The sequence below is a fragment of the Actinomadura madurae genome (assembly GCF_900115095.1).
GTDB classification, from domain to species: Bacteria; Actinomycetota; Actinomycetes; order Streptosporangiales; family Streptosporangiaceae; genus Spirillospora; species Spirillospora madurae.
The window spans coordinates 262,187-284,253 of sequence record NZ_FOVH01000004.1; the positions used below are offsets into that span (position 1 = coordinate 262,187).

The window sequence follows — 22,067 nt, forward strand, 5'->3', positions numbered from 1 at the left end:
AGAAAATGCTGACTGCGGTTGGGGTCATGGAACCGCAGGTCAGCGTGCGGCTCGGCCGTGCCCCCCTCCCCTCCTCATCCCCGCAGGTCAGGGGCCCTGCGTCGCCCTGTGTGACCATGGGCCACCGGCCGGGGCGCTGCTCGGCCTGCCCTCACGCACGGTGACCGCGAGGCGGGCGGCGGCGGGGCTCACCACCTACGGGACGTGACGGGCTTGGCTCGGCCCGCGTTGCCCTTGGCTGCACCTGCGGACCGGTTGCACGACCGATGGGCCAGGCCGCGGTACCCGGCACGGTCGTCGGTGTGGTCGAGGTCGAGCGGCTCGGCTCGGCTCATCGGCTGTCCGCACCGCGCGCACGGCTGGCCAGGCTCCATGTTGGCGAGCGCGATGCGCCGCGCCTGCTGGTGTCTCCAGCCGTAGCCGCGCGAGGTCGTGTCGCCCTTCACTCCGCCATCACCTCGTCTACGTCCGCGACCCGCACCACGTCGCCCACGTCCCGCAGGTAGGCGAGCCCTGAGAGCAGCCGTACGGCCTCCAGAACCTCGCCCCCCGGCAGCTGCCCCCGCAGGATCGGGTAGTCCCGCAGGACGGCCCCCGCGGTCATCTGGCACATCGCGTCCTCGTCGGCCGGCACGTCCGCGACGAGGGCCGTGGTGGTCGCGTGGCCGCTGGCGATCCCGCGGAACACCTTGCCGCACCGGCACTCGGGGTTGTCGCACTCAATCGGCAGGTACAGCAGCTCTCCCGGCCGGGCGCAGGACACGTCGTCCATGAGCCCGCCGGGCTCGCTCGGGGCGACGAGGAACCGCATCAGGACGTCGCCGACCGGGCCTCGGCGTACGCCATCAGCTCGCCGCCTCGTAGGTGAGAGTGAAGCCCAGCTCGTCATTGGTCGACCAGGAGAACGGCACGCCGTGCCCGACCACGGCCGAGTCGATGGACACGCGCGCCTTGCCCGTCTCGGAGGTGTTGATGAAGCACGCGCCGTCGTAGAAGTCCTGCTCGCTGTTGTCGTAGCAGTACGCCGAGCCGGTGCGGCGGCCGACCGTCTGGGTGCGCGCCGTCACCGGCAGGGAGACCTCGTAGAAGCCGTTGCCCGCGCCCGTCCCCGACGTCCCGAACTTGATGATCACCTCGACGTGGACTGTTCGGCCGTACCGGGTGTAGCGGCCCTGCGCGGTCGCGCCGCTGCCGAGCGTCGGATTGCTGGACGTCGCGGTCAGCGCCGGGGTGTAGGTCGTCCACGCCGACCCGCCGCCGTCGCGGCGCAGGATCTCCCGCCACGCCGAGCCGTCGTACACCTCATTGCAGTCCAGGTCCTGCCGCCAGATCTCCTCGGCCTCGACCGGACGCACCGGCCGCGACGCCGCGTCGGCCACCAGCCTCGCCCGGCCCGGGCGCGACAACGCGTTCGGGCGGAAGTCCTGAATGTCGGCGTTGGTCACGCTGGCCTGGCCGGCCGCGACCGTCACCAGCGCCAGCGAGATGGCCGAATCGGTCAGCGTCGGCGTCCCGGACCCCGTGTCCTCCAGCACGTCGATCGTCCACTCATACGTCGACCAGTCGCCGGAGTTGTGGAGCTTGTCCTTCACCTGCGCGACCACGCGGTGGATCCGCTCCCCGGCCCCCGGCGGCGACGGGATCGTCACGTTCTCTACCGCGTCGCTGCGCACCAGGTACGTACCCTGGCCCGCCACATCATCGCCGGTGACGATCGCCAGGCCCGCCGCCACGTCCACCGAGAAGTTCGCGCCCGCGGACCGCTGGGTGACCTCCAGGCCGCTGCCGATCGCGCCCTCCGTGGACCACAGGCTCAGCAGTACCTGCCGGTCGTCGATCGCCGCGTACTCGTCGACGAGCGCCTCGTCGCCCTCGGCGGCCTGCATCCATAGGACTTTGCGCGTCACAGCTTCCCCTTCACAGTGTTGGTGCTCGGCGCAGCGCGCCGAGGCTCAGCGCTCAGCGTCCTAGCGTCGGCGGTCACAGCGTCACCGACCGGGCCAGGAACCCGGCGCGCTGCATCGCCCGGTCCACGTCGACCGTTTCCCGGATCGTCACGTTGTCCATGTGCACGTGGACGTCTCGGCTCGCGCCGCCGGCCAGGGCGTCGAACTGCCCGCTCGTCAGCACCGGCTCAGGCGCCCCCGTGCCGTTGTAGACGCGGGACCACCCCTCCGGCAGCATCCCGCCGCGGTCGAACTTGAGCCCGTACTTCATGCCGAACATGCGGTCGCTGGTGCCGCGCGCACTGGGCCCCATGTGGACGCCTCGCGACCCGCTGGACTCGACGTTGATGCCGCCCAGGGTCCCGGCCATATGCCCGACGCCGGCGTTCGTCACGCCGACGGTCAGGCCGGAGCGCAGGCCGCGGACGAACCCGGCCGGGCCGTTGCGGGCGCCGGTGAAGCTGAACGTCGTGAACCGGCGCTGGTACGGGTTCTTGCCCTGGATGACGTTGACCAGGCTCGACATCCAGCCGGAGCAGTCCCAGCCTCCCGGCCCCACGCCGCCCCACACGTACGGCGCTCCGTTGTGCTGCCGGGCGAACTGCAGGGCCCGCTGCACGCCGGGCCCGCCGACGCCGCCGGTCACCTTCTTCTTGACCCAGTCGACGACGGTCTTCTTGATCCACCCCGGGATCGCGGCGAGGAGGTTGCGGAAGGTGCCCGAGCCCGGCACGGTCGCGCCGAGGACCTTGTCGAGCAGCTTCTCCGCACCCTTGCCGATGTTGCCGATCGTGAAGTCCTTCACACCCTTCACGAAGTCGCCGATGATCCCGCCGAACGCGAACCGACCGGCGTACCCGGGGACGACGCCACCTCGGGCGAACGCGAGCCCTTCACCGCCCATGGCACCGGGCCCGCTGAGCCACTTGCGCAGGCCGGACGGCCCGGTGCGGCGGGCCACGTTGTTCGCCGAGTGGACGAAGTCCGCGCCCACGGCCCGCGTGAACTCGGGCCGCATGATCGCCTCGCCGGGCGAGACGGCCGCGATGAGCGAGTCCACGCCGGGGGAGTAGCCGGGCAGCACGCCACCTCGGGCGAACTTGGGGATCTTGTTGAGCCGGTCCTTCACGCCCGCGAATGACGCCAGCTTGTTGACCAGGTTCACGATGCCGTCGTTGTACAGCCCGATCACGAAGTTGACCGGGGTCTTCGCAACGCCCTTCAGCTTGTCCCAGTGGCGCTTGATGGCGCTCACCGCCGCCGAGAAAGCGTCACCGATCTTGCCGACCGCCGTCTTGAGCTTGTCGAACACCGGCTTGATGCCCGTGTTGTAGACGCTGGAGATGTGGCCCTTGATCTTGTTCCACAGCGGCGATACGACCTTGTTCCAGAACCAGGAGAACGCGGGCGCGAGGTAGTTCCGGATGACCGTCTGGATTCGGTCGAAGATCGGCTTGATGACCTTCCAGGCCAGCCCGATGGCGATCTGGATCGCAATCCATGCGATCTTGACCGTGTTCTTCAAGACGGTGAAGGCGATGCCGAGCACCGTCCGGACGACCCTGGCGATCGTGTCGAACACCGGCCGGATCAGCGACCAGGCGACGCCGATCGCCGTCTGGATGCCGTTCCATGCGGGCTTGATCGCGTTCTGCCAGAGCCACGTCATGACCGCGCCGACCCGCTGAATGGCGGGCCCGATCACCCCGGCCACCCACGTCAGCACCTGCGCGAGCTTGTTCACCACGGGGATGACGAGCCCGATGGTCGTTGACCAGTACTTAGTCAGGATCATGATCGCGATGCGCAGCACCGGGACGAGCGCCGTGATCAGGATCGTCGCGAGCCGGAGGATCGGCGGGAGCAGTGGGATCAGCGCGACCAGCAGCGAGGTGAAGACGGGCGTGAGTTGAGCCCAGAGCGGCAGCAGCGTCGCCACCGACAGGATGAGCTGCTTGATCGACGGCATGCACGCGATGAGCGCCTGGACGAGCGCCCCGCCCACCTGCGCGGCGGTCTGCGCGATCAGGTCGACGAGCGGTATCAGGATCGGCTGCAACTGCTGGTGCAGGGTCGTCGCGAGCTGCGACAGTGCGGGCAGGATCGGCGTGAGCGCGGCGAGGATCGTGCCGATGCCGCGGACGAACGCGCCGACGAGCGGCGTCATCGCCTGGAGGATCGGCCCGAGCGCCGAGAGATACTGCCCGACGACCGAGGCCAGGATGGGGATGATCGGCGCCAGCGCGGAGCCGAGCTGGTTCATCGTGGTGAAGAACGTCCGCAGCGCGGCCTGCGCCTGAGCCGTCCTGAGAAAGGCGTTGAGCTGCGCCGTGGCCTGGCCGAGGAAGCCGAGCAGGCCGCCGCTCCCGGACGCGGCCGTGACGACGGAGCGCAGGATGCCGCCGAGGTCGAGCAGCACCCCGCCGAGCGACTTGATCAGCGTGAGCGCCCCGCCCAGCGCTGCCTGCACGCCACCGGACGCGGCGAAGCGCTGCATCCACTCGCCGAACCTGACGCCGAGGTTGCCCACCCCGGCGCCGAGCCGCGAGAGGGTGCCCGCGCCCTGTACGGCCATGTCGCGGAAGCCCTGGAGTACCGGAGTGATGGCGGGCCGGATGCCAGCGATGGCCCGCTGGACGGCACCGAAGATGACCGTGAGGCCGGACGCGGTGCGGCCCTGCTGGGCGAACCGCAGGCCGGCGGCGGCGGCGAGGCCGTACTCACCGGCCACGCTCCGCACGCCGGTACGCAGCGGGCCTGCCAGCACGGCGGCCGTGCCGCGCAACTGCCCCTGCAGGGGTCCGAAGAACGCGCCTTGGGCGGCCTGCCGGATGCCGAGCAGCGTGGGACGCAACGCCCGCAACTCACGGGCGACGGACTGGGCGGCCGGCGCCAACCCCTTGAGACTCTCCTCGAACTTCTTCGGGTCGTCGCCCAGGGCCGCACCGAACGCGTCACCGACGCCGCTGAGCGCCAGTTTCAGCGTGCCGAGCGCCACCCCGAAGACGGCGATCGCCGCGGGTATCCCGGCGAGCAGTCCGGCCAGTGGGGCGAGCGCCGCCGCGAGGTTGACCGCCTGGGAGATCGCGAGCGCGGCGCCGATGCCGAGACTGGCGAACTTGACGCCGACCTTGAGCAGGCCGCCGAGGCGCTTGGTGACGTTGCCGAACGCCTTGCCGGTGATCTTCGACATTCGGTCGCTGTCACGGCCGAACCGCTGGATGCTCTCGTCGGTCTCGTCGACCTGGCGGCGGACGCCGCGCAGCATGCGGGACACGCGGTCCTGGCCGATGAGGTTGAGCAGGACGGTACGGGCGGCCATCAGCGCGCCCCCGTCTCGGCGACGATCCCGGCGCCGTGCAGCGCGGCGGCCAGCTCGGCGGGAACGTCCAGCACGGGGCGCCACCCGGCGCCGTAGGGGACGGCGAGCGTCCACTGGTCGTCGACCTGTACGCACGCCCATCGCGCGGCCTTGATCCGCTTGACCGTGAAGGTGCGGGCCGCGGCGGGCATCGCGTCCAGCGCATCGTCCAGCCGGGCGCCGAGCACCGTGCGGAGGATGGCCATCTCACGCCGCGCCATGCACGCCCCCGGACCGATCGACCATGCGGCCGAGCTTGATCAGGCGGGCGGTGCGGGCCGCGTCGGCACGGCGGGTGCATGTCGGCGAGCAGTACCGGCGCGGACGGCCTACCCGGGCGCGCGGGGGCATCGCGCCGCCGCACTGCGGGCAGGCCGCTCGCGCTCTGGTTTCCGTCACACGAACAGATTATTTCGTGTAGCGAAAACTCACAAGCCGGGCCGCCTCCCTCTCTACGGCCGGACCGTGTAGGCCAGTGACTGGATCCAGCCGCCGCCCCGGGGACGGCGGGGACGGTCGGGGCTGAGACCGAGCGCCCGGCAGAACGCGGCGGTCTGTCGGTCCGTCTCCTCGATGCGCCACTCTGCGCGGTCGCACCCGTGCTCGTGGGCGGCGTCACGGAGTCCGTCGGCCAGCGCGCGTCCCACCCCCGTGCGTCGCTGCGGTGGGGTGACGGCGATGTTGGTGATGTACAGCGTGCGGGCCAGGTCGCCACCGGCCCGCGTCAGCGCGTACACCGCCGCCCCGATCACCTGGCCGCGGTCCCGCACGATCAGGGCGTGGGCGGGCATCGTGGCATCGGCCAGCGCCGCGGCCAGGTGCTCGGCCTGGATGTGCCCACCGGTGAGGCGGGCGATCGCCTCGGCGTCGTCGGGTGACCCATGGGTGATTGAATGCATGTCTTCTCCTAGAACTCGATACGGCGTTCGCGGACGAGCCATGCGGCGAGGTCGAGCCACGCGGCACGGCGGGCCGTGAGGATCTCCCGCGCGTCCCGCTGGGCACGCCACAGGCGGCCGAGCCCGAACCGCGCTTCGAAGTCGGCCAGGTCGCCGCATGCCAGATCGAAGAACCGGCCGCCGGCCAACCGCTGCCCCACCTCACCGGCCGCCGTGATGGCCGCGGCCTGCGCGGTCGTCCCGACGTCCTCCCGCTCGGTGAAGCCCGACCGCTCCCCGGCGACGACCCGCAGGACGGGCACCCCGTAGTGCGCCGCCACGACCGCGTGAGCGGCCTCGTGGGCGGCCACCTGCGCGAGGCTCACCGAACCCACGCGTCCGCGGCGTCGAGCCCGTAGACGTCCCGCAGGGCGCCGTGAATGCGCTCCCGGGACGCGGTCTCCCGCTCGGCCCGCCGACGCCGCGCCGCGTGCTCCAGCCGGGACGCCTCGGCCCGCTCGCGCATCGCCGCGAACGACGGGGCCTCGGCCCCGTCGAGCTCGACCCGGTCGGCCTCGGTCAGGCCGTCGGTGACGGCCCGCACGTACATCACGGCGAGCCGGCGCATCTCCCGCTGGTGCCGCCGGTTGCCCTCGCGCATCCGCTCCATGCGTCCGCGGACGGCGCGGAATTCCTCCTCGGTCATCCCTGCTCTCCTCCCTTGATGGCGCCCATGGTGATCTCGTGGGCGATCTCTTGCCACAACTCCTCAGCGCCCCGGTAGCTTGCCGACGCCAGCCGGTCCAGCAGCCGGGAGGCCACCACCCCGAACGCGATGGCGAGCGCGAGGCCGGACGCGCGGCCGAGGTCGCCGACCACGGCGTCCAGGACCTCGTTCAGCGGCTCGGCGTCGGGGCCGTCGTCGGGCTCCCGGGCGGCCGACACCAGCGCCACCACGTCCAGCAGCGCGGCCTGCTCGGCGGACGTCAGCGCCTTCATGCCGCCGCCCACGGCCGCCGCGCGGGAACCGGCTCGGCGGGCCCGTCGACCCGCCGCCCGTCCCGCCACCCGGCGACCAGCGCCGCCCACGACCAGGCCGCCACCACGGCGACCGCGCCGGCCGTCCAGCCGAGCACGTACGGGACGGCGGCCAGCGCCGTCAGCACCGCCCTCACGGCCGCCACCTCCCCGCGGACCGCGAAGCGGGCAGCACCCACATGCGCCCCGCGAGGTAGTCCAGACACGTGAACAGGTCGGCCTCCCATCCGAGCGCCCGCCAGCACTCCGCGCGCACCCGGTTGCCCCGCTCGGCCCACCCTGGCGGGATGCGCTCGGCCCAGCCCGGTTCGGTCCCGAGCTGCGCGACCACGAACTCGACGGGCACGTCCATCAGCGCCGCTCGACCCGACAGGGTGAGCGAGAGCCCCGCATCGCTCCGCCGGTAGTAGGGGTGGGGGTTCGGCTCGGTCATCGCCTCGGCCGCCTCGCCTCGCGCATCGTGTGCGGCTCGGTCTCGGCCGCCGCCCGCAGCCGCTCCAGCGCGTCGACCTCGGCCACCTGGTCGACCAGCGCCGCCCACATCGCGCCGAGCCCGGACGGCCGGCCGCTCCAGTAGGCCGCGTTCTCCCGCCAGCGGGTCGCCAGGGCCTCGCGCTCACCGGCCGTCAGCCGGCCGAGCGCCGCCCGCAGGTCGGTGCTCACGGCTTGCTCGCCAGGTAGTCGATGCATTCCTTCATCCCGGCCTCGTAGCCGAGGGCGGCCTGGGTCTCCTTGCGGACGCGCACGCCCCGCCTGCGCCACTCGGCGGGCATCCGCAGGACGCCGCTGGCCGCGCCCTTCCCCTGCCGCTCGTACTCGGCGAGGACCTCCTCGACGGGCAGGTCGAGCAGCAGCGCCAGCCCGGCCGGGCTGATCATCGGCTCGCCATTGATCAGCTTGTAGTAGGGGTTCGTGGTCATGATGCGCTCCTCTCGCACATCGGGTGTGTGGTCTCTCCGGCAGCCGAGAGCGCCGGGTCCATCGGGTGCCCGCACCCTGCACAGCAGGGGGTGTCCGGAACCTGCGGAACCTCCGTTACCGCGCTGGTCAGGAGGGGGGTTCCGGGTTCCGGTTCCGTTCGGCGTCCGGAACCCGGAACCTCGGCCGGGTCGCTGACCTGCGAGGTTCCGGGAGTTCCAGGGGTTCCGCTCCCCTCCTGCTGTGGGCGTAGGTAGCGGCTCCATGCGTCGTATAGGTGCTCTCGCCGGTAGCCCTGGAGCGCCTGCCCCGACACCTTCACCTTGATCGAGTTGATGCCGTAGGGCTTGAGCATCTTGGCCAGATCACGGGCGTTGAACGGGCGGCCGTACCAGTCGGCCCACGGTGATTCGTCGAGCTTGTGGAGCGCCTCCAGGATGGTCGCCCCGTGCAGCGCCTCAGCGTCGCCGAACACCTCGCGCAGGTCGGCCAGGAGCCGCACGCCGAGCGTCGTATCCTCCTCGGCCGCGTTCGTCAGCACCCGGCACGCGGTCCGGGCACGCTCGGGCCACGACCCGCCAGCGACGTCCGCCACCGCGATGAGCGGCTCCCAGTTGTCCGCCGCCCGGTCCTCGACGGGCATGTCGGGCTCGGCATCGGTCAGGGCGTCCAGGCGGCTACGGACCCACGCGGTGAGGGTGTCGCGCAGCTCATGCAGCGCGGGCGCGTCACGGCGGGTCCGGAACGGCTGGACGCGCTCGCCGGGGCCGCGGCGGCGCATCCTGACCATGACGGCCCGGTCCTCGATCGTGTCGGGCATCGAGCCGATCCCGGCGAGCGCGGCCATCGCGAACGTCGGGCAGTGCTCGGGCTGGCGGAGCGCGGCGTCCCACCGGACGTACGGGCGCCCGCGCTGGTGACCGGCGTTCAGCAGCCCGCGCAGGTCCTCGTGGTTGTCGGCCGCCTTCTTGCCGAACACCGCGTCGGCCTCATCGAGCAGCAGCGTGGGCGGGTCCTCGCCGATGGAGCGGACGAGGGCGGCCGGGCTGATGTTCACCGTGATCAGCGGGTCGTGGCACGTCGTCTCAATGATGTCGAGCAGGCGAGACTTTCCACAGCGCTTTTCCGGGGCGGTGATGACGAGACGGGTCGCGTGCTGCCACGCCGGTTGCGCGTGCGTCGCCGCGATCCACAGCGCGACCGCGTCTCCGGCCTCGTCGGACGGGAGGATGACGTACCGGGCCAGTGCGGCGCGTAGCCGGTCGAGCAGCACGGCACCTACGGGCATGGTCACGCGGCCGTCCCCCGTTCGTCCCAGGACACCGGCCCGCCCGTGTAGTCACCGGGGCGCGGCCGACCGAAGTCCTCCCGGCGGCCGTCCCAGCGGCGGCGCTCGATCTCCTCGAAGGTCAGCGTCCGGCCGAGGCGCCGGACGCTCTCGGCGACGGGGCGCCACGCCTCGGCCATGTCGCGCTCGGCCTGGTCGCGGCCGACGTCGATTCCCGCGGCGAGACCGAGGGCGTAGCCGTCCCGGAACGCGGCGGACTCCCGGCGCTGCTGCCCCTCGATGTCGTCGACCATCTCGGCCGCGGCCACGGCCAGCCTGAGCAGCTGGTCAGCGTCGCTCACCGGGCCGCCTCCGCCGGGTAGGTCCGGGCGACGACGACCCACACGAGCCGGCCGCATCCCGCACGGCGTACGCCGTCGAGGGCGTCCCGGCTGCGCAGGCGGCCGAAGTGGCCGTGTCCGCAGTGCGGGCACCTCATGGTGAACCACCACATGGTGCGGTTGCCGCTGGGTGCATAGAGGGACGCGAACGCGGCCGGATAGCGCTGTACGCTCGACTCGACGACCCGGCCGCCCGCCTGCTCGTCCGCGCCCCCGGTCTCGCCGCCGGGGGCGTTCTTGTTCGTGGTCATCAGGCGGCCGTCCCGCCCTGTCCGCCCGTCCGGCGACCCTCCACGAAGGCATCGAGGTCCGCCACGGCCACGAATCGCCGACGGCCGATGGTCACGCTGGGCAGCTCTCCCGACCTGATCAGCTCATAGGTGGTCGTCCGGCTGATGCCGCCGAGCGCCTCGCCCGCGTCGGGCCACCAGGGGATGAGCTTTCGTTCCACGGATCGACTCCCATCGATCAACGCCGCTCGCTGACATCTAAGCGAGCGGACTTAGAAGTACCGATCTATGGCTACCACGTTCCTCCGGTGTCCCACAAGTTCGCGGACTTAACGTCTACGTTCGCGGGCTTATTGAGCAAGCTCGCGGACCGGTGTACGTTGGCGAACGTGAGCGACAGAGAAGAGCACCCGGCGAGAGAGCGGCCCACTCTGGAGCAGCTGCGCGAGGAGACCTTGCAGGCCGGCGGAGTGTTCATGCCCGAGCACCGGCCGGGCGATGATCCCCTCTGGGACGGCCTCGGGACGGATTGGCAGATGGTCGAGGGCATCCTCGACGTCCCGCTCTACGTCCGGCTTGAGCGCGTCCCCGACGAGCACCGCCGCGTGCGGATCACCGGCCTATGCATCGCCGACGGACCGATTACGGCGGACGTCCTGCGGGCCATCCCAATGGGTCGCCTTGAGCACGTGATGAGCAGGATCGGACGCAGGGGCGGCACGCAGACTCTCGTCGAGCTGCCCAGCCTCGTCCGCGACAGGAAGACCGATCCCGACGAGTTCGCCGCTCGGGTCGCCCAGTGGTACGAGGCGGCATTGGCGGTGACCAGCAAGCCGGCGAAGGCGATCGCCGAGCGCAACAACGTGCCCGTGACGACCGTCCGCGGCTGGATCCGCGAGGCACGCCTGCGCGGGAAGCTCCCGCCCGGGACGAAGGGGAAAGCAGGATGAGCGAGCGCAGCGACGGCTCCCGCAAGCCAAACGGCCGGTCGTCGATCTTCTACAGCGAGAGCGACGGCAAATGGCACGGCTGGGTGACCATGGGCGTCAAGGACGACGGCTCCCCCGACCGGCGTCACCGCACCGGGAAGTCCGAGGCCGAGGTCACCGCGAAGGTCCAGGAGTTGGAGGCGCAGCGGGACGCCGGGAAGGTCGACAAGCCCGGCCGGAAGCCCACCGTCGAGCAGTGGATGCGCACGTGCCTGGAAGACATCTGGCCGCGTGAGCTGGCGCCGAACACGTTGCAGTCCTACGGGTCGGACATCCGGAACTGGATCGTCCCGCACCTCGGCAAGCACCGGCTCGACCGGCTCCGGGCCGACCACCTGGACAAGCTCTACACGCGGATGTACGCGGCCGAGAAGAAGCCGAGCCACGTGCTGAAGGTCCACCGGATCCTGTCCCGCGCGCTCACCCTGGCGGTGCGGCGCGACCAGGTCGGCCGGAACGTCGCCACGCTGCTCGACGCGCCCGGCGAGAACGACAGCGAGATTGAGCCGCTGACGCAGGCCGAGGCGCGGCGCATCCTCGCCGCGGCGGACGGCCGCCGCAACGGGGCCCGCTGGTCCGTGGGTCTGTCGCTCGGGCTGCGGCAGGGCGAGGCGCTCGGGCTCCGGTGGAAGTTCGTCGACCTCGAAGGCGGGTCGGTACGGGTGTGGTGGCAACTGGTGCGGCAGAAGTGGCATCACGGCTGCGATGACGTGGCCGCGTGCACGGAGGGGAAGCACCGGCGGCCGTGCCCGAAGAACTGCCCGAAGGCGCGGCGCCGGTCCGGCCGCCCGCACAAGTGCATCCCCGCGGACGCGCCGCGGCTCTGCCTCAAGGACTGCGACCGGCACGCCTCTACGTGCCCGCAGCGAGCCGGCGGCGGCCTGGTCTTCCGCAAGCCCAAGGGCAAGAGCAAGCGGACCGTGCCGCTCCCGCCCGAACTGGTGGCCGTGCTCAAGGCGCACCGCCGACGGCAGCGCGAGGAGCGCCTTGCCGCGGCGAACGTCTGGGAGGATCACGACCTCGTGTTCTGCCAGCCGAACGGGCGGCCGATCGACCCGCGCGACGACTGGGACGACTGGAAGGCGGTCCTCGCCGCGGCCGGCGTGCGAGACGCCCGGGTGCATGACGGGCGGCACACCGCCGGGACACTGCTGATCGAGCAGGGCGTCAACGTCCGCGTCGTGCAGGAGATCCTGGGGCACTCCGATATCCGGATCACGCAGCGGTACACGCACGTAGCTTCGCCGATGGCTCAGGAGAGCATGGAGCGCATGGGGCGGGCCCTCTGGGGGGCACCGTGATCATGGGAACTGCAACACGAACTGCAACCGGCACGACTAAGGGCGCCCACCCGATTCGGATGAACGCCCTGGTCAAGTACCGAGCCGCCTGTCGGAATCGAACCGACGACCTATTCATTACGAGTGAATCGCTCTGCCGACTGAGCTAAGGCGGCCTGCCATGCGGGGCACGGCGGGAAGCAGTCTACCGGGTCTCCGGGGGTGGGTTGCACTGGTTATTCAGCGGCAGGTGGTTCCGTCCTTGGGCGGGTCGGTCGTGACGAGGTACTTGTCGGTGGCCTCGTTGACGCAGGAGTTGCCCTGCAGGTAGGCGGTGTGGCCGTCGCCGTCGAAGGTGAGCAGGACGCCGCTGGAGAGCTGGTCGGCGAGGCTCTGGGACCACTTGTACGGCGTTGCGGGGTCGCGGATGGTTCCGATGACGACGATCGGGGCGGCACCCTTGGCGGTGATGGGCTTCGACTGTTGCTTGATCTGGACGGGCCAGTAGACGCAGGGCAGGCCGCCCCAGACGACGAAGGGGCCGAATCGGGGGGCGACCCTCTTGGCCTCTTCCGCGGACTTGCCGTAGGTGGCGAGGTCCGGTGGGTTGGGCTTGTCGACGCAGTTGACGGCCATGTTGGCGTCGGTCTGGTTGCTGTATGAGCCGTCCTCCTTGCGCTCGACCATCTCGTCCGCGAGGGCCAGGAGGTAGGTGCCGTCGCCCTTCTGCATCGCCTGGATGAGGGACTGGCGCAGGACGGGCCAGTACTCCTTGACGTACAAGGACCTGGCGATGCCCATCACTGCCAGGGACTCGGTGACCTTGCGGGAGTTGCGGGTACTGGAGAGCGGCTTCTTGTCCGTGGCGGCGAGGAAGGACGCGATGTTGGTGATGACCGTGTCGGCGGTGGTTCCGAAGGGGCAGCCGCCTGACCTCACGCAGTCGTCAGCAAACGCGCGGAGGGCCGTTTCGAAGCCCTTCGCCTGCTCGATCAGCAGTTCGGTGGACGAGAGCTGCGGATCGACGGCGCCGTCCAGGACGAGGGCCCGGATGTTCTTGGGGAACTGTTCGGCGTAAAAGGCGCCCAGGTAGGTGCCATAGGAGGCGCCGTAGTAGGTGAGCTTGCTGTCGCCGAGGGCCGCACGCAGGACGTCCATGTCGCGGGCTGCGTTGACGGTGCCGACATGGGGAAGCTCCGAGCTGGCCTTGGTCCTGCACCGCTCCGCGAACGCCTTGCCCTGTTCGCCGAGGGTGTTCGTCTCGTTCTGGTCGTCGGGGGAGGCGTCGGTGGCGAAGAACGCGTCCAGTTGGGGGCCGTCGTTACAGCGGACGGGGTCGCTGGCGGCCACTCCGCGCGGGTCGAAGCCGACGATGTCGAAGCGGCGGCGCAGGTCGTCCCCGAAAGCGCGGCCGGCCTGGCGGACGAAGTCGATGCCAGAACCTCCGGGACCGCCCGGGTTGGTGAGAAGGGAGCCGATCCGGGCCGACTTGTCCTGAGCTGGGAGCCTGATGAGGGAGATGCCGACCTTCGCCCCGGACGGCTTGGAGTAGTCCAGAGGTACCTGGACGGTCGTGCACTGGAAGTCGTCCCCGCACCCCTTCCAGGTGGGCTTCTGCCCGTAGAAGGAGTCGAGCCCCGCCGGGACGTCGGCCGGAGGTGTCGACTCGTTCTTGGCATCGCCGCTACAGCCGGTGACCGCTGCCAGCGCCAGGACAGTCGCCACGCTGATGAACCTTGCTGCCCGCACCTGGACCCCGTCTCGTCGTAGCGGCACGTACGCCGTCGCCTACGCTACGTCGGCGTGATGACCGAGGGCTACTTCCCTCCGTATTCGTGTTCGATGCCGTCGAGCAACCATTTGAGGCCCCGCTCGAAGCTGTTGTGGTTGTAGAGGCCCGTCTCCAGGAAGGGCTTGAGATGGGGGAGCTCCCCGCTCTCGACCAACTTGCGAACGTACGCCTTTTCCAGAGGGCTTGCCGGACCATGCTGTGGGCGGTTCTGACCGAGCCCCTGCTCGAACGTGATGAAGCCCATCATGTAGTAGTCGACGGCCTTGACGATCGTCAGCATCTCCTCCGGGTCGTCGGTGAGCCGGGCAATGGCCGCCAGGGACTGCTCAAGGTGACGCAGCCCGTTCGGGCCCACGCGCACGGAGCGGCCGGCGATCTGCAGCAGCCAGGGATGCCTGATGCTCGCCTCGCGCTCCCTGCGGGCGAGCACGAGCACCGCCTCCCGCCAGTCGTCGGGCAGCTCGCCGTCGAGCAGCACCTCCCCCGCGACCTCGTCGTACATGAGGTCGAGGAGGTCCTCCTTCGCGTCGATGTGCGTGTAGAGGCTCATCGCGCGGACGCCCAGCTCGCTCGCGATGCGGCGGATGGACACCGCGTCCAGCCCCTCGGCGTCCGCGATCCCGATCGCCGCCTCGACGATCCCTTCGCGGGTCAGCTTCGGGCGGCGCCCGCCGCGCGGACGCGTCCACACATCGTCTGACCTCGAAGTTCCCGCCACATCGCCGATGGTACGCGATACGGCGTATCGATACGGTGTACGGATCGGGTGATACAGTGTATGGTGCCAGCGATACGGTGTACGGAAACCAGGGGGGCGCCGATGAAGATCATGGGAACCGCACCACCCGTCGAGAAGGACGGCATCGACCCGCACCTGCGCAAACTCGCGATCGTCGTGGTGCTCGGCGCGATCATGACCGTTCTCGACAGCACCATCGTCAACGTGGCGATCACCGCCCTCGGCAAGGACTTCGGCACCTCCCTGTCGACCATCCAGTGGGTCGTGACCGGCTACACCCTCGCCCTGTCCATGGCGATCCCGATCACCGCGTGGTCGGTCCGGCGGTTCGGCGCGCGGCGGATGTGGCTGGTCTCGCTCGGGCTGTTCATCAGCGGGTCCCTGCTGTGCGGGTTCGCCTGGTCGGTTCCCTCGCTGATCGCGTTCCGCGTGCTGCAGGGCCTCGGCGGCGGGATGCTGCTGCCCGTCGGGCAGACCATGCTCGTCCGCGAGGCGGGCCCCGACCGGATGGGACGGGTGATGAGCATCGTCTCCGTGCCCGCGATGCTCGCCCCGGTGCTCGGCCCGCTGCTCGGCGGCGCGATCGTCGACAGCCTGAACTGGCGCTGGATGTTCTTCGTCAACGTCCCGTTCTGCGCGGTGGCGCTGTTCGCCGCCCTGCGCATGCTGCCCCGTGACGGCGAGCGCGACATGGACGCCCGGCTGGACGTCCTCGGCATGCTGCTGTTGTCCCCCGGGCTTGCGGTGCTCGTGTACGCCCTGTCCGTTGCCGGCAACGGCGACAGCCTCACCGGTGGCCGCTTCCTCGTCACGGCGATCGCGGGCGGCGCCATGGTCGGAGCGTTCGTCGTGCATGCGTTCCGCAAGGGGGACGGTGCGCTCATCGATCTGCGTCGTCTCAGCACCCGTGCATTCACCGGGGCGACCAGCGGGCTCTTTCTCTACAGCGCCGCGATGTTCGGCGTGATGATCCTGGTTCCGCTGTTCGCGGGGCTCGTCCGCGGAGAGTCGGCCCTGGACGCGGGCTGGCTGCTCGCACCCATGGGGCTCGGCGCGATGCTCACCATGAGCGTGTCGGGACGGCTGGCCGACCGCTTCGGCGGGCGGTGGTTCGTCGTCGGCGGCGTCCTCGGCGTGCTCGCCGGAACCCTGGCGCTCACCGGCCTCTCCCCCGGCACCGGCCGCCCCACGATCATGTGCGCCATGTTCGTCGTGGGGCTCGGCCACGGCATGATCGCTCCGTGCCTCATGGCGATGGCCTACCAGGGACTGCCCCGCGAGGCAGTTCCGGCGGCGACCACCGGCGCGAACATCCTGGTCAGGGTGGGCAGCTCGCTGGGCACGGCGGTGATGGCGGTCGTCCTGCAGATCAGCATCCGCGACGAGATTCCCGGCGCGTCCGGCAACCTGGACGAGGCAGCCGCGCTCCACACGGCAGGGACGCCGAACCTCCTGGCAGGAGCGTTCACCACGACCTTCTGGTGGGCGGCCGCGCTATTGCTCCTCTCTCTGCTACCCATCCTCGCCGTCCCACGCAGAGCGAGGGCGAAATAGGCCCCGGCCGGGAGCGGTTGCCCAAGCATGGGCACATCGCGGAAGACCAGCCTCCGGATCGAGGAGAGCGGCAAGCGCGTACGGGCGTACCTGGGCGGTCACCTGGTCGCCGACACCACGAGACCGTCCCTCGTATGGGAGATTCCCTACTACCCGACCTACTACTTCCCCGAGGCGGACGTGCGGGCCGAGCTCGTCGAGGACGGGCCCGGGAAGCGTTCGCCGAGCCGCGGCGACGCGACCGCCTACACCGTGAAGGTGAACGGGGCGGAGGCTCCGGGCGGCGCGCTCCGGCATACCGAACTACCGGGCCTCGTCCGGCTCGACTGGGATGCGATGGACGCGTGGTTCGAGGAGGACGAGGAGGTCTTCGTCCATCCGCGCGATCCGCACACGCGCGTGGACGTCCTGGCGTCGTCGCGGCACGTCCGTGTGGAGGTGGACGGCGTGACGGTCGCGGAGTCGTCCAGCCCGCGACTGCTGTTCGAGACGGGCCTGCCGGTGCGGTACTACCTGCCGAAACCGCATGTCCGGATGGATCTCCTCGAACACACCGAGACCGTCACGCACTGCCCCTACAAGGGCACCGCCGAGTACTGGTCGGTGCATGCGGGCGACGGAATCCAGAAGGATCTGGCCTGGTCGTACCCGACCCCACTGGACGAGAGCCGCAAGGTCGCCGGCTTGATCTGCTTCTACAACGAGAAGGTCGACATCTTCGTCGATGGCGTCCTCCAGGAACGCCCGAAAACGAAGTTCTAAGCGTCCGCTTCATCCCCGGCCGCTGCCGAAGTGCGTCCGGCGAACAAGCAACAACCCGGCCCTTGGGTCAGGCGCGACGCATCGATCCGGTCCTTAGCCCTGCTCTCGCCGGTCATGTAGTCGAGGGCGGCGAGGGTTGCTCGGCTGCTGCGGAGTTCTGGGTGCTGCGCGGGAAGCATGGCGCACCGCGCAACACCGGTTTACGGTCCGGCCCGTCCTACCGAGGATGCCGATGCGCCTGGCGTGGCAGGCGTGCCTGGACCTGCACGTTTGACACGCCCGGCACGCACGTCTGGAACGTCACGCCACGTCAAGCACCAGGCCACGTCAAGCACCACGCCACGTCAAGCACCACGCCACCTCAAGCACCACGCCACCTCAAGCACCACGCCACCTCAAGCACCACGCCACCTCAAGCACCACGCCACCTCAAGCACCACGCCACCTCAGGTGCGTCAAGCCACGTGCCAGGCGTGGCTGACGCGGCTGACGCGGCTGACGCGGCGGACGTGCCGGACGCGGCGGGCGTGCCGGACGTGCCGGACGTGCCGGACACGGCGGGCGTGGCGGGCGTGGCGGCGGGCGGGCGGACGGGCGAGTAGGCCAGCATGGCAGGCGTGCCGGGCCTGCGTGCCGGGCCTGCGTGCCGGGCCTGCGTGCCGGGCCTGCGTGCGTGCCGCGCCCCGCCAAGCGTGAGGGCGTGTCAGCGTGGTGGGTCGGGGACGGGCGTCTGGGGGAGGTAGTGAGGTGTGGCTGGCTCGCTGGTGGGTTGGGGCGTTAGCCGAGGGCTTGGGCTACGGGGAGGTAGAGGCGGGACGGGTCGTTTGGGATCGGGTCGCCGTATTCCATGATCGTCGTGGTGAAGGCGGGGCGGAGGCCGTGCCGTTTTGCCCAGGCGGTCAGTTCCGTGTGGAGGTGGTCGATGTCCAGGCGTATCGGGCCCTCTGGGACGATCTCGTCTACGAGCGCGAGGGCGGTGCCGACGTCCTGTGCCAGGACGGGGCCCACCATGGCCTGCCCGTCGTTCCGCCACATGCCTCCGAAACCGGCTATGCCCGTCCCGTCCCTGACAACGCGGAACGTCGAGCAGAATGCCGGCAGGCCGTCGATCACTTGGGATCGGTCGGCACCGAAGACCTCGGTGTCGAGTGCGTGGATGGCGGGCATGTCGGCAGGTTCCACGGGCACGGACACGGTTCGCTCTGACGGGCCCGGACCGGTGCCCTTGTAGGTCGTGCAGAGTCCGACAGACCTGAAACCCAGACGCTCATACAGGGGGCGGCCATAGTCCGTGGCGGTTAGGCAGAGGCTGGACGTACCGGCGTTCTCCATCGCGTGCCGCATGACCCGGCCGCCCAGACCGCGGCGTTCATAGCGCTTGGCGACCAGCACCATGCTGATAGCCGCGACGTCCTTGCCGTACGGGGTCGTCACCACCGTCGCGGCGAGGCCGCCGTTCCCGTCGTCGACGCCGTACACGTCACCGACGGAGAACAGGAACCGCCACTTGTGGTCTTCACGGCCCCACTCCCGGTCCTCGGCGAGGCGCTGGCAGGCGGCGAGGTCGTCGATTCCGAGCAGCCGCACAGGCCCGTCCGGTACCAGTGAATCCATGCGACGGGACGCTAAATCGCCCCGAGCAACCCGCACAACCGAATTACGGCGGCGGCCTCAAGCATGCCCGTAGACGAGGCGGGCGCGAGGGTCGCCCCACGGGGGCGACTACGCCGGGCAGTGCCGCCGGGAGTTGGCCAGGCGGGACGGTTCCGCCGCCGACCGCTCGTGTGCCTCCGTGCCTGACCATCGGCGGATCGGCAGTATGTGTGGCGGACGGACGATGCGGTTGGACTGGTCGCCCCGGGATCGCCCATCGAGCGGTGGCGTCCAGCTGAGGCGGCGCCTTCCGTGGGGCGGGGCTCGGCGAGGGCTGCGCGATGGCACGGGGCGCACCCGCCGCCACCCTTCGCCGCGACGCCATCGTGCTGGAAGATCGGGGAGTCTCTGGACGTTGCCGCACGTATGCGGATCGGCGAGGCCGCCAGGGTCAGTGGTGCTAGCGCGAGGTCGTTGCGGTACTACGAGGATGAGGGCTTGATCGTCCCAGGCCGCCGTGGCAACGGGTACCGCGACTACTGCCGATCCACGATCGACCGGGTCCTTGTCATCCGGTCGCTGCTGGAATCCGGGTTGCCGGTTCGGTTGATCAAGGAGGTTCTGCCCCACATCACCGAGGCGGGGGCGGATGTGCCGTGCGCGGAATTTCTGCGTGAGGTGCAGGACCACCGCGATCGGCTCGCCGCGCGAATCGCCGCGCTCAGCGCTCAGCAGGCGGCTCTCGACGACTACCTCCGTGAGGCCCGTCGCGTCACCGGGTGAACCGCCGGTTGACCTTGACACCTGTGTGAGCCTTCTACGTTCCGGTGCATGGATACCAACGAGCGGCATCGGACCGCCGAGCAGACGATGCGGGCACTGGTCCAGCGGTCGGACGCCGGGCCGGAGGATCTGTTCCTGACGACCGATCAGCGCCGTCCCGTGCCTGGTCCGGGCGAGTACCTGATCCGGGTCGGCGCCGCCGGGGTCAACTTCGCGGACGTCATGCAGGCGCGTGGAATCTACGGCGGAGGTCCGCGGGCACCCTACGTGGCGGGCTTCGAGGCCGCCGGCGAGATCGTGGGCGTCGGCCCGGCGGTGGAGAGCCCTCTCCCTGTCGGCTCCCATGTCGTCGGAGCAGGGCCGGGTGCCTTCGCCGAGTACATGACGATGCCGGCCGCGGAGGTGCTTCCCGTCCCGTCCGGATGGGACGACGCCGAGGCGCTCGGACTTGTGCTCAACTGGGCGACCGCGTTGGCGGCGCTGAAGCCGCTGGGTGGGATCGAGCCGGGTGACACGGTGCTCGTGCACGCGGCGGCCGGTGGTGTGGGGCAGGCCGCCGTCCGCCTCGCCCGTCACTACGGTGCGCGCGTGATCGCCACGGCCTCGCCGGCCAAGCACGACACCGTTAGAACGCTCGGCGCGGACGAGGTCCTGGACGGCGCACGCCCTGACCTGGCCGCGGAGATCGTCCGCCTGACCGGCGGCGTCGACCTGGTTCTGGAGTCCGTGGGACAGGCCACGTTCAAGGCCAGCCTGGCGGTCACCAAGCCCTTTATCGGACGAATCGTGGTGTTCGGTGCGGCGTCCGGCGATGTCGCCGTGACCACTCACGAGCTGGTGTTCGCCCATCAGGTTCAGGTCAAGGGCCTGCACATTGGTGCGCTGGCGACGGCGGTCCCGTCCATCTACCGATCGTTGCTCGCCGAGATCGAGGCGCTCATCGCCCAGGGCGTGTATCCGCCCGGCACTCCCCAGGTTCATCCCCTGGCGGACGGTCCGGCGGTGCTCCGAAACCTCGAAGCGCGCCGGACCAGCGGCAAGCACGCCCTCAACCCGTGGCGCTAGCGACCGACCGCACGGCCCGACCACGCACCACCGCCGGCTCCACACGCCACGTTCCGCCACGCCGAGCACGCGGCGAGATACCCCACGCCCACGGGCACCGGTGCGGGCCACCAACCGCCGGGTTCCCATGGCCTTAGCGGCCCGGCCGCACAGCACCGCCCACACACCGGCCACGCATCGCCGGCAGGTCCGCGCGCCGCGTTCCGCCACGCCGGGCACCCGGCGAGATACGCCGCGCCCGCGGGCGACGATGCGGGCCACCGACGGCCGAGTCCCCGTGCGAATACACGCCGGCGCGGGTTGTCAGCCGGATGCTCGTGCCGACACACGTCGGCGCGGGGCGACAGGCGCCGGGTTTGCGTGGCGTTGGCGGCCCGAGCGTACGGCACCACCCCTCACGGCCCGACCGCGCGTCGCCGACGGGTCCGCGCGCCTCGTTCTGTCGGGCCGGGCACCCTGCGGTGAGATTCGTCGTGCCTGCGGGCGCTGGTGCGGGTTGTCGGCCGAGTGCCCGTGCTGGGATGCGCTGGTGCGGGGCGGCGGGCGTCGAGGTTCCGTGGGGTTCGCGGTCGGGTGCGTTGGCTCTCGCCTTATCGCACTCGTGAGCGGGTCCGGGAGATCGTCGAGGCTCACGACGACGAACGGGGGAACCATGTCGCATACCGCGGCGGGCCGGCGGCCAGGCGAGGGCGTGCGGCCCGGTGCCGCGTCCACCGGGGCGCTTCTGGTGCTGCTCACCGGCATCTTCATCACCACGCTCGACTTCTTCATCGTCAACGTGGCGATACCCGACATCCAGGCGGATCTGCGGGCCGGCGCGACGGCGGTCCAGTGGGTCGTCGCCGGGTTCGGGCTGGCCCTCGGCAGCGGGCTGGTCACCGGCGGGCGGCTCGGCGACCTGTTCGGACGCCGAAGGATGTACGCGCTCGGCCTCGCGGCGTTCACCGGCGCGTCCCTCGCGTGCGGGCTCGCCCCGTCCCCGGGCACGCTGATGGCGTCCAGGGTCGTGCAGGGCGTCGCGGCCGCGCTGCTGATGCCGCAGGTCCTCGGCATCATCAACGGCGCGTTCAGCGGGGAGCGCCGCGCCCGCGCCTTCACGGCCTACGGCCTGGCGCTCGGGTTGGGCGGCGTGTTCGGGCAGCTCATCGGAGGCGCGCTGATCGAAGCCGACTTGTTCGGCAGCGGGTGGCGCGGCATCTTCCTGATCAACGTTCCGGTGGGCCTGGTGACGCTCCCGATGATCCGCCGGACCGTCCCGCCCCAGCCCCGCGTCACCGGCACCCGCCTGGACGTTCCCGGGACCGTCCTGGTGACGCTCGGACTGCTCGCACTCGTCCTGCCGCTGATCGAGGGCCGCCGGCTGGGCCGGCCGGCCTGGACGTGGACGTCGCTCGCGGCGTCGAGCGCAGCAGCCAGCGCGCGGCCGGCGGGTGTGGCAGGTTCGTAAGCGAGCAGGGACGCGTTGGCGGTT

The 22,067-nt window shown here is 70.7% G+C and carries 28 protein-coding genes and 1 tRNA gene; 8 read left to right on the top strand and 21 right to left on the bottom strand.

Translation table 11 applies throughout. The features are described from left to right. Positions 1-188: 188 nt before the first annotated feature. From BM339_RS14025 to BM339_RS14105, 17 genes are all read right to left on the bottom strand, one after another. A complete protein-coding gene (locus BM339_RS14025; protein ID WP_075021081.1) occupies positions 189-446 on the bottom strand; it encodes an endonuclease domain-containing protein in 258 nt (85 codons plus the stop codon). Further along, positions 443-811 carry a DUF7715 family protein gene (locus tag BM339_RS14030; protein ID WP_075021082.1) on the bottom strand — a complete coding sequence of 123 codons (369 nt, stop codon included), beginning with the start codon at positions 809-811 and terminating at the stop codon, positions 443-445. The genes BM339_RS14025 and BM339_RS14030 overlap by 4 nt, the downstream gene beginning before the upstream one ends. 34 nt (positions 812-845) lie before the next feature. Beyond that, entirely contained in the window at positions 846-1,907 is a 1,062-nt protein-coding gene (locus BM339_RS14035) for a hypothetical protein (protein ID WP_143118399.1), read from the bottom strand. A gap of 73 nt (positions 1,908-1,980) precedes the next feature. Continuing rightward, a complete protein-coding gene (locus tag BM339_RS14040; RefSeq protein WP_075021084.1) occupies positions 1,981-5,268 on the bottom strand; it encodes a phage tail protein in 3,288 nt (1,095 codons plus the stop codon). Continuing rightward, positions 5,268-5,528: a hypothetical protein gene (locus BM339_RS14045; RefSeq protein ID WP_075021085.1), complete on the bottom strand. Its 261-nt coding sequence runs from the start codon at positions 5,526-5,528 to the stop codon at positions 5,268-5,270. Before BM339_RS14045 ends, BM339_RS14040 begins: the two co-directional genes overlap by 1 nt. A 231-nt stretch (positions 5,529-5,759) precedes the next feature. Next, positions 5,760-6,206, bottom strand: coding sequence for a GNAT family N-acetyltransferase (locus BM339_RS14050; RefSeq protein ID WP_075021086.1), 447 nt, complete (start codon positions 6,204-6,206; stop codon positions 5,760-5,762). Positions 6,207-6,214: 8 nt separating this feature from the next. Next, complete coding sequence (locus BM339_RS49815; protein ID WP_177287692.1) at positions 6,215-6,580, bottom strand: hypothetical protein; 366 nt, start codon at positions 6,578-6,580, stop codon at positions 6,215-6,217. Next, the gene (locus BM339_RS14060) at positions 6,568-6,891 is read right to left on the bottom strand and encodes a hypothetical protein (RefSeq protein ID WP_075021088.1); all 324 of its coding nucleotides are present in this window, start codon (positions 6,889-6,891) and stop codon (positions 6,568-6,570) included. The genes BM339_RS49815 and BM339_RS14060 overlap by 13 nt, the downstream gene beginning before the upstream one ends. Further along, positions 6,888-7,184, bottom strand: coding sequence for a hypothetical protein (locus tag BM339_RS14065; protein WP_143118400.1), 297 nt, complete (start codon positions 7,182-7,184; stop codon positions 6,888-6,890). The genes BM339_RS14060 and BM339_RS14065 overlap by 4 nt, the downstream gene beginning before the upstream one ends. Next, a complete protein-coding gene (locus tag BM339_RS14070) occupies positions 7,181-7,360 on the bottom strand; it encodes a hypothetical protein (protein ID WP_143118401.1) in 180 nt (59 codons plus the stop codon). Before BM339_RS14070 ends, BM339_RS14065 begins: the two co-directional genes overlap by 4 nt. Continuing rightward, positions 7,357-7,656 carry a hypothetical protein gene (locus BM339_RS14075; protein WP_075021091.1) on the bottom strand — a complete coding sequence of 100 codons (300 nt, stop codon included), beginning with the start codon at positions 7,654-7,656 and terminating at the stop codon, positions 7,357-7,359. Before BM339_RS14075 ends, BM339_RS14070 begins: the two co-directional genes overlap by 4 nt. Continuing rightward, positions 7,653-7,886, bottom strand: coding sequence for a hypothetical protein (locus tag BM339_RS14080; protein ID WP_075021092.1), 234 nt, complete (start codon positions 7,884-7,886; stop codon positions 7,653-7,655). The genes BM339_RS14075 and BM339_RS14080 overlap by 4 nt, the downstream gene beginning before the upstream one ends. Further along, positions 7,883-8,143 carry a hypothetical protein gene (locus BM339_RS14085; RefSeq protein ID WP_075021093.1) on the bottom strand — a complete coding sequence of 87 codons (261 nt, stop codon included), beginning with the start codon at positions 8,141-8,143 and terminating at the stop codon, positions 7,883-7,885. The genes BM339_RS14080 and BM339_RS14085 overlap by 4 nt, the downstream gene beginning before the upstream one ends. Further along, positions 8,140-9,429: a DUF3631 domain-containing protein gene (locus BM339_RS14090; protein ID WP_075021094.1), complete on the bottom strand. Its 1,290-nt coding sequence runs from the start codon at positions 9,427-9,429 to the stop codon at positions 8,140-8,142. The genes BM339_RS14085 and BM339_RS14090 overlap by 4 nt, the downstream gene beginning before the upstream one ends. A gap of 2 nt (positions 9,430-9,431) precedes the next feature. Continuing rightward, a complete protein-coding gene (locus BM339_RS14095; RefSeq protein WP_075021095.1) occupies positions 9,432-9,770 on the bottom strand; it encodes a FliH/SctL family protein in 339 nt (112 codons plus the stop codon). Continuing rightward, a complete protein-coding gene (locus BM339_RS14100) occupies positions 9,767-10,060 on the bottom strand; it encodes a hypothetical protein (protein ID WP_075021096.1) in 294 nt (97 codons plus the stop codon). Before BM339_RS14100 ends, BM339_RS14095 begins: the two co-directional genes overlap by 4 nt. Further along, positions 10,060-10,260, bottom strand: coding sequence for a helix-turn-helix domain-containing protein (locus tag BM339_RS14105; RefSeq protein ID WP_075021097.1), 201 nt, complete (start codon positions 10,258-10,260; stop codon positions 10,060-10,062). Before BM339_RS14105 ends, BM339_RS14100 begins: the two co-directional genes overlap by 1 nt. A gap of 168 nt (positions 10,261-10,428) precedes the next feature. Between BM339_RS14105 and BM339_RS14110 the strand changes: the two genes are divergently transcribed. Together BM339_RS14110 and BM339_RS14115 are read left to right on the top strand one after the other, a co-directional pair. After that, positions 10,429-10,989, top strand: a complete 561-nt coding sequence (locus tag BM339_RS14110; protein WP_143118403.1) for a hypothetical protein — start codon at positions 10,429-10,431, stop codon at positions 10,987-10,989. After that, positions 10,986-12,329 carry a tyrosine-type recombinase/integrase gene (locus BM339_RS14115; protein ID WP_218163636.1) on the top strand — a complete coding sequence of 448 codons (1,344 nt, stop codon included), beginning with the start codon at positions 10,986-10,988 and terminating at the stop codon, positions 12,327-12,329. Before BM339_RS14110 ends, BM339_RS14115 begins: the two co-directional genes overlap by 4 nt. Positions 12,330-12,411: 82 nt before the next feature. Here BM339_RS14115 and BM339_RS14120 read toward each other — a convergent pair. The 3 genes from BM339_RS14120 to BM339_RS14130 form a co-directional block, all read right to left on the bottom strand. Next, a tRNA-Thr gene (locus BM339_RS14120) sits at positions 12,412-12,484 on the bottom strand. Between the two features lie 64 nt (positions 12,485-12,548). Then, the gene (locus BM339_RS14125) at positions 12,549-14,033 is read right to left on the bottom strand and encodes an alpha/beta hydrolase (protein ID WP_143118404.1); all 1,485 of its coding nucleotides are present in this window, start codon (positions 14,031-14,033) and stop codon (positions 12,549-12,551) included. A 92-nt stretch (positions 14,034-14,125) separates the two neighbouring features. Then, complete coding sequence (locus BM339_RS14130) at positions 14,126-14,791, bottom strand: TetR/AcrR family transcriptional regulator (protein WP_075021100.1); 666 nt, start codon at positions 14,789-14,791, stop codon at positions 14,126-14,128. A 129-nt stretch (positions 14,792-14,920) separates the two neighbouring features. On the opposite strand from BM339_RS14130, the gene BM339_RS14135 reads away from it, so the two are divergent. The 3 genes from BM339_RS14135 to BM339_RS51335 all read left to right on the top strand — a co-directional run bounded on the left by BM339_RS14135 (position 14,921) and on the right by BM339_RS51335 (position 17,757). Next, entirely contained in the window at positions 14,921-16,393 is a 1,473-nt protein-coding gene (locus BM339_RS14135) for a DHA2 family efflux MFS transporter permease subunit (RefSeq protein ID WP_075021101.1), read from the top strand. A gap of 27 nt (positions 16,394-16,420) precedes the next feature. Then, positions 16,421-17,155 carry a DUF427 domain-containing protein gene (locus BM339_RS14140; protein WP_021592870.1) on the top strand — a complete coding sequence of 245 codons (735 nt, stop codon included), beginning with the start codon at positions 16,421-16,423 and terminating at the stop codon, positions 17,153-17,155. Between the two features lie 473 nt (positions 17,156-17,628). Then, complete coding sequence (locus BM339_RS51335) at positions 17,629-17,757, top strand: hypothetical protein (protein ID WP_256255345.1); 129 nt, start codon at positions 17,629-17,631, stop codon at positions 17,755-17,757. Positions 17,758-17,932: 175 nt separating this feature from the next. Here BM339_RS51335 and BM339_RS14145 read toward each other — a convergent pair whose 3' ends face one another. Continuing rightward, positions 17,933-18,769, bottom strand: coding sequence for a GNAT family N-acetyltransferase (locus BM339_RS14145; protein ID WP_075021102.1), 837 nt, complete (start codon positions 18,767-18,769; stop codon positions 17,933-17,935). Between the two features lie 405 nt (positions 18,770-19,174). Here BM339_RS14145 and BM339_RS14150 point away from each other — a divergent pair, with 405 nt between their 5' ends. The 3 genes from BM339_RS14150 (at position 19,175) to BM339_RS14160 (ending at position 22,043) form a co-directional block, all read left to right on the top strand. Continuing rightward, positions 19,175-19,531: a MerR family transcriptional regulator gene (locus BM339_RS14150; RefSeq protein WP_021596278.1), complete on the top strand. Its 357-nt coding sequence runs from the start codon at positions 19,175-19,177 to the stop codon at positions 19,529-19,531. 48 nt (positions 19,532-19,579) lie between these two features. After that, positions 19,580-20,596: an NADPH:quinone oxidoreductase family protein gene (locus tag BM339_RS14155; protein WP_075021103.1), complete on the top strand. Its 1,017-nt coding sequence runs from the start codon at positions 19,580-19,582 to the stop codon at positions 20,594-20,596. Between the two features lie 652 nt (positions 20,597-21,248). Beyond that, a complete protein-coding gene (locus BM339_RS14160; protein ID WP_075021104.1) occupies positions 21,249-22,043 on the top strand; it encodes an MFS transporter in 795 nt (264 codons plus the stop codon). Positions 22,044-22,067 lie beyond the last annotated feature (24 nt).